We start from the raw sequence: 10,273 nt of genomic DNA, 5'->3' as shown, positions 1-10,273 counted from the left end.
CGAAGCCATCCGGCAGTGTCATTAATTTACCGGCGGTAACCGCCGATAAAGCTCAATCATATCTCCCGCCAAATCCTGAATCACCATCGCGTTCATCAGGTGATCCTGCGAATGGACGGTGATGAGATTAACCGGTAGCTTGCCGGTTCCTTCGTCAATTCCGATCAGCTGGGTCTGGATTTTATGCGCTTGTTTAACGTACTCGCGTGATTCCGTCATCGCTTGTTCTGCACCGGAGAAATCACCTTTACGCGCCAGTTGCAATGCCGTCAGGGCCTGGCTGCGTGCAGCGCCAGCGTTTACCAATAACTCCATGATGATCGTTTCTAACTCTTCCATACCATCACTCCAGTAGTTTCAGCGCCTTGTCCAGTACCGCATCGCCTTTCATCATGCCGTAATCCATCATGTCGATAACGTCGACCTTTTTGCCTAGTGGGTCGGCGATCGCCTGTAGCTTGGCTTGTTCATACTTAACCTGTGGACCGAGCAAAACGATATCCGCTGTAGCGATATTGTCTTCAAACTCGGCCACCGGGACGGCTTTGATAGTGACGTCGACGCCTTTTTTCTGGGCGGCATCTTTCATCCTTTGCACCAGCATGCTGGTGGACATTCCGGCGGCACAGCATAAAACGATGTTTTTCATAAGCAGTCTCGATCAACATGTGTGAGTTGATAATTATCGCGAGCCAGCTTTAGCAACAACTGCTTTGCAACGATTGTGTGCAAGGCATCACAAAGAAAGCCGCTTTTTCTGAAACCGGTTACAAAAAGGGGCCGAACCCTGCGATCTGGACCGGGACCAGCGGCTTTTTGACTCGCTTATCACATGCTGGAATATATAATTACTGTTAATAAAGACATGTTATAAAAAACAGTATTGACAGCGCTTTTTAAACCCGTATGTTAATACTTAACAGCGGAGAAATTGTAGTTTGCTGTTAACGTAGTCAGTGTTAGTAGAGCTTGATTGGGGTTTGCGATAAAGGCCACGAAGTATTTTTTGTATGGGATAGTCGATGCTGAAAACGCTATTTTTTCACCTCGACAATGCTTTCAGGCCACGTAGTTGATATATCTAATCGCAAAAAATCAGTAAAACGCGACGATGTAACGCCATGATTTAATAGTAATTGTTAGTGATTTCTGCTTTTTGGTTATCACGAGGGAAATAAGGCAACGCATCAAAGAGTATATGTCGCGAGGGGAAGTGTACTTGTTTAGGTCACCAGCCTTGAGTTCTATTATCAAGCGGGTGGAATGTGTTTAACGGTAAATAGAGGAAAGCTTTAGTTAGTATCAAAATCCAATATTATCTGTAGTAAACGTGTACATTTTAAAGTAGTACCATCAGCAGTATTAAATCGTTAAGTTTATTAATGTTAAATTTGAAGTGTGTAGTAACGTAAAGCCCTGACTGCAATAGTCGGGGCTTTTGTTCATTGTAGATCAAGCTGTTATCCAGGATGCTTAGCCGCGTTGGTTCAACATTGCATCACTCAGTGGGTATTAAAAAAATTAATGCTTGCTTAATGATTAGAAGTAGGTCTACTATAGCGGCATCGGTTTGGAACACAGACCTTATGCAAGCAGTTTTAGTAAAGCAGTTCTCAGTTCAAGCGTTATCCTCAGATACTCTTCTTCATGAGCCTCCTCCCTAAGTGCCCCATAAGTTAATTTCTGCAAAACAGGCCATCTTCGCTGCATAAGCGGCTCAAAAACATGAAAGGAAGTATCTATGTCTAACAAAATGACTGGTTTAGTAAAATGGTTTAACTCTGATAAAGGCTTCGGCTTTATCACTCCTCAGGACGGTAGCAAGGATGTGTTTGTGCATTTTTCCGCTATCCAGAGTAACGATTTTAAAACGTTAGACGAAGGTCAAAAGGTGGAGTTCTCCGTGGAGAATGGCGCTAAAGGCCCGTCTGCTGTTAACGTTGTCGCGCTGTAAACGCCGATAATTTCACGAAGGCTTACGATAGCGATGAAGGCCAGAGCCCGAGCAGTTAAGCACCAGTGAAGAAAAAACCCGCGAAAGCGGGTTTTTTTGTTTATGCGATCGCTCCTGACTTACGGTACCTGTTAAGCGCGTCCCAGATAGCTGTCCCAGTCTTTCCATACGGGCTGTAATCCCTGCGCCATCAGTGCTTCAGCAACGGCTTCCGGGCGACGCTCGTCGTGCGGGGAGAACTGTTCCAGTTCGGGGTGGTTATCGGCATAACCACCGGGCTGGGTTTTTGAGAAGGCGCTGACGTTGTTGATCGCCAATGGGATCACATGGTCACGAAACCATGGCGATTCGCGGGTGGAGAGCGACAGCTCAATTTCTGGTGCCAGTAAACGAAACGCGCAAATGGTCTGGACCAACTGTCGCTCATCCATGATCGATGCAGGCTCAACGCCTCCGGTGCATGGGCGCAGGCGAGGGAAGGAGATAGAGTAGCGGCTCTGCCAGTAATGCTGCTGCATCCACAGCAGATGTTCAGCTACCATATAGCAGTCAACCCGCCAGCTGTCGGACAAACCAATCAACGCGCCAAGACCGATTTTGTCGATCCCTGCGCGACCCAGCCGGTCCGGCGTTTCCAGTCGCCAGAAGAAATTCTGCTTTTTCCCCTTCAGATGGTGGCGGGCGTAAATCGCCTCATGATAGCTCTCCTGATACACCATCACGCCATCCAGCCCCAGCGTCTTCAGCTCCGCATATTCAGCCTCTGACAGCGGCTGTACTTCCATCTGTAAAGAGGCAAACTGGCGGCGAATGGCAGGCAAATGGCGACGAAAGTAATCCATCCCCACTTTGGCCTGATGTTCACCGGTGACCAGTAGCAGATGCTCAAAGCCCAGCTCACGGATAGCCGCACACTCACGTTGTATCTCATCTTCGTCCAGCGTTTTGCGTTTGATACGGTTGCTCATCGAAAAACCGCAGTAGGTGCAGTCGTTGGCACAAAGGTTGGAGAGATACAACGGCACGTAAAAGCTCACCGTGTTGCCAAAACGCTGGCGGGTGAGCTTTTGCGCCCGTTGCGCAAGCGGCTCCAGATAATCGGCGGCGGCAGGAGAGAGCAATGCCATCAGATCGTCGCGACTAAGATGCGAAGCGTTGAGGGCGCGCTCCACGTCAGCGGCGGTTTTACCGTTGATGCGCAGGCGGATGTCGTCCCAGTCCAGCTGTCGCCAGCGATCGCTGAACGTTTTCATGCGAAGGCCTCCAGGAATCCGGTTAGCGGGCTGGTGGGATTTGCCTGCGAGCTTTTGCTTCCAGGTACCGCCTGGCGCGCCAAAAGACCTGCTTCAACTGCCAGACGGAAAGCGGTGGCCATCATCACCGGGCTGTCGGCTACCGCGATTGCCGTGTTGACCAGCACCGCGTCGGCGCCCATTTCCAGCGCCTGCGTGGCGTGGCTGGGGACGCCGATGCCTGCATCAACCACCACCGGCACGGTCGCCTGTTGGATAATAATCTCCAGCATCGCTTTGGTTTCCAGCCCCTGGTTGGAGCCGATAGGCGCGCCGAGCGGCATCACCGCCGCGCAGCCCACGTCTTCCAGCCGCTTGCACAGTACCGGATCCGCGCCGCAGTAGGGCAGCACCACAAAGCCCTGTTTCACCAGCGCTTCGGCAGCTTTTAGTGTTTCAATCGGATCCGGCAATAGCCAGCGGGCATCCGGGTGGATTTCTAATTTCAGCCAGTTTGTGCCCAGAGCTTCACGCGCCAGTTGGGCGGCGAAAATCGCCTCTTCAGCGGTTTTCGCTCCGGAGGTGTTAGGCAGCAGCGTCACGCCCGCGTCGATAAGCGGGGCCAGAATGGCATCGTTATGCTGGCGCAAATCCACGCGCTTCATGGCCAGCGTCACCAGCTGGCTGCCGGAGGCGCGAATCGCCTCGACCATCAGTTGCGATGAGGCAAATTTTCCGGTACCGGTGAACAGATGTGAATCAAACGTTTTGTCGGCAATACGTAACATATCAACCCCCTGCAATAACCTGAAAAAGCAGGATCTGGTCGCCTTCCTGCACGATTTGCTGCTGCCACTGCTCGCGCGGCAGAATCTGCTGATTGAGCGCCAGCGCCGCGCCCGGTTTAAGCTGATTAAGCTCGGTGAGCAGCCCGCTGACGGTTTGTCCCTCGGCGCACTGCATCGGCTCATCATTGAACTGAATCTGCATGTTGCCCTCCGCATACCGGGCAGCCATTGGCCCGACGCAGCGCAAGGCTGCGCCACTGGCTGGTTTTACCGTCAAACAGGCGTAACTCGCCGCTGGGCGTCGCAATGCCGCTAAGCAGTTTGATGGCTTCCAGCGCCTGCAAGGTGCCCATCACGCCGACAACCGGGCCGACGATACCTGCGGTACGGCAGTTGCGTTCAGGTTCGACATCATCCGGCCACAGGCAGCGGTAACAACCTTGCTCCCACGGTGGCGTGAGCACCATCAACTGGCCGCCGAAACCGACGGCGCTGGCGGTGATGAGCGGGGTGTTGAGCGACACGCAGGCGGCGTTAATTTCCTGACGCGTGGCCATGTTGTCGGTACAGTCGAGCACCACATCGGCACGCGCTACCGCATGTCGGAGCGCATCGCCTTTCAGTCGCTGCTGGAGCGATACCAGTTCGATATCCGGGTTGAGCCGCGTCAGGCGCTGCTGGGCAATCTGCGATTTTGAACGCGCGATATCATCAGTGGTAAACAGGATCTGGCGCTGCAGATTGCTCAAATGAATGTCGTCATCGTCTACCAGCGTCAGTTTGCCGATACCTGCTCCCGCCAGATACAGCGCGGCAGGCGAACCTAACCCGCCTAAACCGATAATCAGCACATGGCTGTCGAGCAGCTTTTGTTGGCCCTCAATCGCGATATCGCCGAGCAGGATCTGCCGGCTGTAACGCATAAAGTCGCGGTCATTCATCGCCGACTCCCGCTATGCCGAGCAGCTGCGCCGTGGCTGCCTGCCAGTCAGCCGCCAGGGTAATGGCGCTGACCACGGCAATGCTGCCGACGCCGGTTGCCAGCACCGCGGGCGCACGTTCCAGGCTGATGCCGCCAATGGCGACGGTCGGGTAATCGGCCAGTCGTTCAATATGACTTGCCAGCTGCGTCAGCCCCTGCGGGGCGGAAGGCATCTGCTTGGTTTGCGTGGGGAAAACGTGGCCGAGTGCGATATAAGAAGGCTTAGCCGCCAGCGCGACGTCTATCTCCATATCATCGTGAGTGGAGACACCCAGGCGCAGCCCCGCCGCCTGAATCGCCTTCAGATCGGTGGTTTCAAGATCTTCCTGGCCCAGATGCACGCCGTAAGCGTTGTGCTTAATCGCCAGCCGCCAGTAGTCGTTGATAAACAGGCGGGTGTCATAGCGACGCCCCAGTTCAATGGCGGCCATGACGTCGGCTTCGACCTCTTCATCACGCTTATCTTTAATGCGCAGTTGGATCGTGCGTACGCCCGCCTGCAGCAGGCGTTCAATCCACGCCACGCTGTCCACCACCGGGTAAAGCCCGAGGCGGAACGGCACGGTCGGGAAATCAGGCTGGTACATTATGCCTCCTCTTTTTTGAGGTAGATTTCACCGCCTTTGGCGCGGAAGTTCTCCGACATATCTGCCATTCCCACTTCAATAGTCTGCGCGGCGGCGTAGTCGCGTACTTCCTGGCTGATTTTCATTGAGCAGAACTTCGGCCCGCACATCGAGCAGAAGTGGGCGACTTTGCCGGACTCCTGTGGCAGGGTTTCATCGTGATAGGCGCGGGCAGTGAACGGGTCGAGCGCGAGGTTGAACTGGTCTTCCCAGCGGAATTCGAAGCGCGCTTTCGACATCGCGTTGTCGCGGATCTGCGCACCCGGGTGCCCCTTCGCCAGGTCGGCGGCGTGAGCGGCAATTTTGTAGGTAATCAGCCCTTGCTTCACGTCTTCTTTGTTCGGCAAGCCGAGGTGCTCTTTTGGCGTGACGTAGCACAGCATCGCGCAGCCAAACCAGCCGATCATCGCCGCGCCAATGCCGGAGGTGAAGTGGTCATAGCCCGGCGCGATATCTGTCGTCAACGGCCCTAAGGTGTAGAACGGTGCTTCGTGGCAGCTCTCCAGCTCTTCGGTCATGTTGCGTTGGATCATATGCATCGGCACATGTCCTGGACCTTCAATCATCACCTGCACGTCGTATTCCCAGGCGATTTTGGTCAGCTCGCCCAGCGTATGCAGTTCGGAGAACTGCGCTTCGTCGTTGGCATCCTGAATCGAACCCGGGCGCAGGCCGTCGCCGAGAGAGAGCGAGACGTCGTAGGCGGCGCAGATTTCACAAATTTCGCGGAAATGCTCAAACAGGAAGTTTTCTTTGTGATGAGAAAGGCACCATTTCGCCATGATCGAACCGCCGCGCGAGACAATTCCGGTCAGGCGTTTAGCGGTCATCGGCACGTAGCGCAGCAGTACGCCGGCATGGATAGTGAAGTAGTCGACGCCCTGTTCGGCCTGTTCCAGCAACGTATCGCGGAACGCTTCCCAGGTGAGATCTTCGGCGATCCCATTGACCTTCTCCAGCGCCTGGTAGATCGGTACGGTGCCGATCGGCACCGGGCTGTTACGCAGGATCCACTCGCGGGTTTCGTGAATATAGCGACCGGTGGAAAGGTCCATCACCGTATCTGCGCCCCAGCGGGTCGACCACACCAGTTTTTCGACCTCTTCTTCGATAGAGGAAGTGACCGCCGAGTTACCGATGTTGGCATTCACCTTCACCAGGAAGTTGCGGCCGATGATCATCGGCTCAGATTCCGGGTGGTTGATGTTGGCGGGAATAATCGCCCGGCCCGCAGCGACTTCATCACGCACGAATTCCGGGGTGATATTTTCCGGCAGACGCGCGCCAAAGTTCATCCCCGGATGCTGGTGGCGCAGCACTTCACTACGAATACGCTCGCGGCCCATATTTTCACGGATGGCGATAAACTCCATCTCCGGCGTGACGATCCCCTGACGGGCGTAGTGCAACTGGGTCACGCGCTTACCGGCTTTGGCGCGCTTTGGCGTCAGCAGGCCGCTGAAACGCAGCTCGTCCAGGCCATCGTCGGCCAGACGTTCTTTGGTATAAGCGGAGCTGCGGTCGTCTAGTTCTTCGCTGTCGTTACGCGCCGCAATCCACGGCTGGCGCAGTTTTGCCAGGCCCTGCTGGACGTTAATCTCCACGTCAGGATCGCCATACGGCCCGGATGTGTCGTACACCGGCACGGCTTCGTTGTCTTCAAATTGCGGGTTGTCTTTGCTGCCGCCAATCAGCGTCGGGCTAAGCTGGATTTCGCGCATCGGAATGCGGATATCCGGCTGCGAACCGGTAATATAAATGCGTTTTGAGTTAGGGAAGGCGGTCCCTTCCAGGGTATCGATAAAGTGTTGGGCTTGCGCGCGCTGTTCGCGGCGTGATGGTTTAGTAGTGGCAGACATAGCTCATTCCAAAAAAGTAAGGACGTGGCTTGTCAGACGACGGATGAAGCAAGAGAGGCGATCGCCCAGGGGCGATACGGTTGTAGATTGACTCTTGTTCCCTTCGCAGGTCTTAACCTGATCAGGTTCCGCGGATCCCGAATTAACGGTCTCAGCCTTTTCCACGTCATCCTTCGCGCTGCCTCTTTGTTGGCTTCGTCCGCTCACTCCAGTCACTTACTTAGGTAAGCTCCTGGAGATTCACTGACTTGCCGCCTTGACGCATCACGAATGCTGTTGTGGAAAATAAGCACTCCGACAAGAAGTAACCTCTATCTTAGAGGTAATGAATGTAAACTACGCGTTAATGCGACAAATCTCAAGCAGGACGTTTGAGAGTGCCACTCTCGTGCATCGCATCAAATACCAGCATGATCAGCTTATCTTCGAGCACGAACCGGGCTTCCAGCGCCTCGCCGAGATCCGATAAAACCTTTTGAAACTCAAGGAAGTTATCATGATCAATCGCAGTTTCCAGGCTGGAGTCATAGTAGTCCATGATCAACTGCGTATTGGCTTCCAGCAGCGGCCAAATTTTTGTGGCTTTTAAAAGCTGCCCGTTCCCTTCCAATTTATGGAGAATACGTTCATAAATACTGAAGTGTCCGGTGGAGAGGTAATCGACCAGGCTCTGACAAAAATCATCCAGCGCCTTTTCATTGAGTCGCATGTACGATTCTTTGCCAGGCTTAATGCCAACCAGATTGTAGTAAGCCACGAGCAGGTGCTTACGTACATGTAGCCAGCGATCAACCAGTTTATTACTTCCTCCGACGTGCTCCGTCAGGCTTTCCAGCTGGTTTAGCATGATTGACTCCGCAAGATGGTGTTTAGGAACTGCTCACCCGTAAATGTAAAAATAATGTAAACAACATGCCTGTGAAGCAAAGGTTGCGCAAGAGATATGGATCGTATAATTGAAAAATTAGATAGCGGCTGGTGGATTGTCAGTCATGAGCAAAAGTTATGGTTACCTCATGGCGAGCTACCTTATGGCGACGCAGCCCGTTTTGATCTGATTGGTCAGCGCGCGCTGCCAATAGGCGAGTGGGAAGGGGAAACTGTCTGGCTGGTTCAGCAGCAGCGTCGACACGATATGGGGTCGGTGCGCCAGGTCATTGACCAGGACGTTGGCCTGTTTCAACTGGCCGGACGAGGCGTACAGCTGGCGGAGTTTTACCGCTCGCATAAATTCTGCGGTTACTGCGGCCATCCCATGCACCCGAGTAAAACGGAGTGGGCGATGCTCTGTAGTCACTGCCGCGAACGTTATTACCCGCAAATTGCTCCCTGCATAATCGTCGCTATTCGCCGAGATGATTCCATCCTGCTCGCCCAACATGTTCGCCATCGCAACGGCGTGCATACCGTGCTGGCAGGTTTTGTCGAAGTGGGCGAAACCCTCGAGCAGGCGGTGGCGCGTGAAGTCATGGAAGAGAGCGGCATTAAGGTGAAAAACCTGCGCTATGTCACTTCTCAGCCGTGGCCGTTCCCACAGTCTTTGATGACCGCATTTATGGCGGAGTATGATAGCGGCGAAATCGTCATCGACCCGAAAGAGCTGCTGGAAGCGAACTGGTATCGCTATGACGATTTACCGCTCTTGCCCCCGCCGGGTACTGTCGCGCGTCGATTGATTGAAGATACTGTGGCAATGTGTCGGGCTGAGTACGAGTAAAGAGCGAGTGGTGATACACTGATGGACTGACGCAATAAGGAACTGCAAAAATGACCGAACTGAAGAACGATCGTTATCTGCGTGCGCTGCTGCGCCAGCCCGTTGATGTCACTCCGGTATGGATGATGCGCCAGGCAGGCCGTTATCTACCGGAATACAAAGCTACCCGTGCCGAAGCGGGCGATTTTATGGCGCTGTGCAAAAATGCCGAGCTGGCCTGCGAAGTTACGCTGCAGCCGCTGCGTCGCTATAAACTTGATGCCGCGATCCTCTTCTCCGATATCCTGACGATCCCGGATGCGATGGGACTCGGGCTGTATTTTGAAGCAGGAGAAGGTCCACGCTTCACCTCTCCGATTACCAGCAAGGCTGACGTCGACAAACTGCCGATCCCGGACCCGGAAGATGGGCTTGGATACGTGATGAACGCGGTGCGCACTATCCGCCGTGAACTGAAAGGCGAAGTGCCGCTGATCGGCTTCTCCGGTAGCCCGTGGACGCTGGCGACCTACATGGTTGAAGGCGGCAGCAGCAAAGCCTTCACCGTGATTAAAAAGATGATGTATGCCGACCCTAAAGCGCTGCATCTGCTGCTTGATAAGCTGGCGAAGAGCGTCACGCTGTATCTGAACGCGCAGATTAAAGCTGGCGCGCAGTCGGTGATGATTTTCGATACCTGGGGTGGCGTGCTGACCGGTCGCGACTATCAGCAGTTCTCCCTGTACTACATGCACAAAATCGTCGATGGCCTGCTACGCGAGAACGAAGGTCGTCGCGTACCTGTGACCCTGTTTACCAAAGGCGGTGGTCAGTGGCTGGAAGCGATGGCGGAAACCGGTTGTGATGCGTTAGGTCTCGACTGGACCACTGACATTGCCGATGCGCGTCGTCGTGTAGGTCATAAAGTGGCGCTACAGGGCAATATGGATCCGTCCATGCTGTATGCACCGCCAGCCCGCATCGAAGAAGAGGTGGCGACAATTCTGGCCGGATTCGGTCAGGGCGAAGGGCATGTCTTTAACCTGGGTCACGGCATTCATCAGGACGTCCCGCCAGAACATGCGGGTGTCTTTGTGGAGGCGGTACATCGGTTGTCCGAACAGTACCACCGTTAA

Annotated in this window: 12 protein-coding genes; 3 read left to right on the top strand and 9 right to left on the bottom strand. The window is 54.3% G+C overall.

Features of this window, described 5'->3' with window-relative positions; all coding sequences use genetic code 11:
- Positions 1-21: 21 nt before the first annotated feature.
- A complete protein-coding gene (locus G4551_RS22435; RefSeq protein WP_003033104.1) occupies positions 22-339 on the bottom strand; it encodes a PTS lactose/cellobiose transporter subunit IIA in 318 nt (105 codons plus the stop codon).
- A 4-nt stretch (positions 340-343) separates the two neighbouring features.
- Positions 344-649: a PTS sugar transporter subunit IIB gene (locus G4551_RS22430; RefSeq protein WP_003842029.1), complete on the bottom strand. Its 306-nt coding sequence runs from the start codon at positions 647-649 to the stop codon at positions 344-346.
- A gap of 1,092 nt (positions 650-1,741) precedes the next feature.
- Here G4551_RS22430 and cspG point away from each other — a divergent pair.
- Positions 1,742-1,954 carry a cold shock protein CspG gene (gene cspG / locus G4551_RS22425; RefSeq protein WP_003033098.1) on the top strand — a complete coding sequence of 71 codons (213 nt, stop codon included), beginning with the start codon at positions 1,742-1,744 and terminating at the stop codon, positions 1,952-1,954.
- A gap of 131 nt (positions 1,955-2,085) precedes the next feature.
- On the opposite strand, the gene thiH is transcribed toward cspG, so the two are convergent.
- The 7 genes from thiH to G4551_RS22390 all read right to left on the bottom strand — a co-directional run bounded on the left by thiH (position 2,086) and on the right by G4551_RS22390 (position 8,288).
- Positions 2,086-3,207: a 2-iminoacetate synthase ThiH gene (gene thiH / locus G4551_RS22420; protein WP_003842027.1), complete on the bottom strand. Its 1,122-nt coding sequence runs from the start codon at positions 3,205-3,207 to the stop codon at positions 2,086-2,088.
- Positions 3,204-3,974: a thiazole synthase gene (gene thiG / locus G4551_RS22415; RefSeq protein ID WP_003842025.1), complete on the bottom strand. Its 771-nt coding sequence runs from the start codon at positions 3,972-3,974 to the stop codon at positions 3,204-3,206. The genes thiH and thiG overlap by 4 nt, the downstream gene beginning before the upstream one ends.
- Before the next feature lies 1 nt (position 3,975).
- Complete coding sequence (gene thiS / locus G4551_RS22410) at positions 3,976-4,176, bottom strand: sulfur carrier protein ThiS (protein ID WP_003033088.1); 201 nt, start codon at positions 4,174-4,176, stop codon at positions 3,976-3,978.
- Complete coding sequence (locus G4551_RS22405; protein WP_003842023.1) at positions 4,157-4,915, bottom strand: HesA/MoeB/ThiF family protein; 759 nt, start codon at positions 4,913-4,915, stop codon at positions 4,157-4,159. The genes thiS and G4551_RS22405 overlap by 20 nt, the downstream gene beginning before the upstream one ends.
- Positions 4,908-5,543, bottom strand: a complete 636-nt coding sequence (thiE, locus tag G4551_RS22400) for a thiamine phosphate synthase (protein WP_003842022.1) — start codon at positions 5,541-5,543, stop codon at positions 4,908-4,910. Before thiE ends, G4551_RS22405 begins: the two co-directional genes overlap by 8 nt.
- On the bottom strand, positions 5,543-7,441 hold the full coding sequence (gene thiC, locus G4551_RS22395; protein ID WP_003842020.1) for a phosphomethylpyrimidine synthase ThiC: 1,899 nt from the start codon (positions 7,439-7,441) through the stop codon (positions 5,543-5,545). The genes thiE and thiC overlap by 1 nt, the downstream gene beginning before the upstream one ends.
- 358 nt (positions 7,442-7,799) lie before the next feature.
- Positions 7,800-8,288 carry an Rsd/AlgQ family anti-sigma factor gene (locus tag G4551_RS22390; RefSeq protein WP_003033077.1) on the bottom strand — a complete coding sequence of 163 codons (489 nt, stop codon included), beginning with the start codon at positions 8,286-8,288 and terminating at the stop codon, positions 7,800-7,802.
- A gap of 96 nt (positions 8,289-8,384) precedes the next feature.
- Here G4551_RS22390 and nudC point away from each other — a divergent pair, with 96 nt between their 5' ends.
- Both nudC and hemE read left to right on the top strand, forming a co-directional pair.
- Positions 8,385-9,158 (top strand): NAD(+) diphosphatase, encoded by a 774-nt coding sequence (nudC, locus tag G4551_RS22385; protein WP_003033074.1) that lies wholly within the window; start codon positions 8,385-8,387, stop codon positions 9,156-9,158.
- 50 nt (positions 9,159-9,208) lie between these two features.
- Positions 9,209-10,273, top strand: a complete 1,065-nt coding sequence (gene hemE / locus G4551_RS22380) for a uroporphyrinogen decarboxylase (protein WP_003826889.1) — start codon at positions 9,209-9,211, stop codon at positions 10,271-10,273.

Source organism: Citrobacter freundii ATCC 8090 = MTCC 1658 = NBRC 12681 (assembly GCF_011064845.1).
Taxonomy (GTDB): Bacteria; Pseudomonadota; Gammaproteobacteria; order Enterobacterales; family Enterobacteriaceae; genus Citrobacter; species Citrobacter freundii.
Note: the sequence above shows the minus strand (reverse complement) of the source record. Positions and strands in the feature narration are given on the sequence as shown.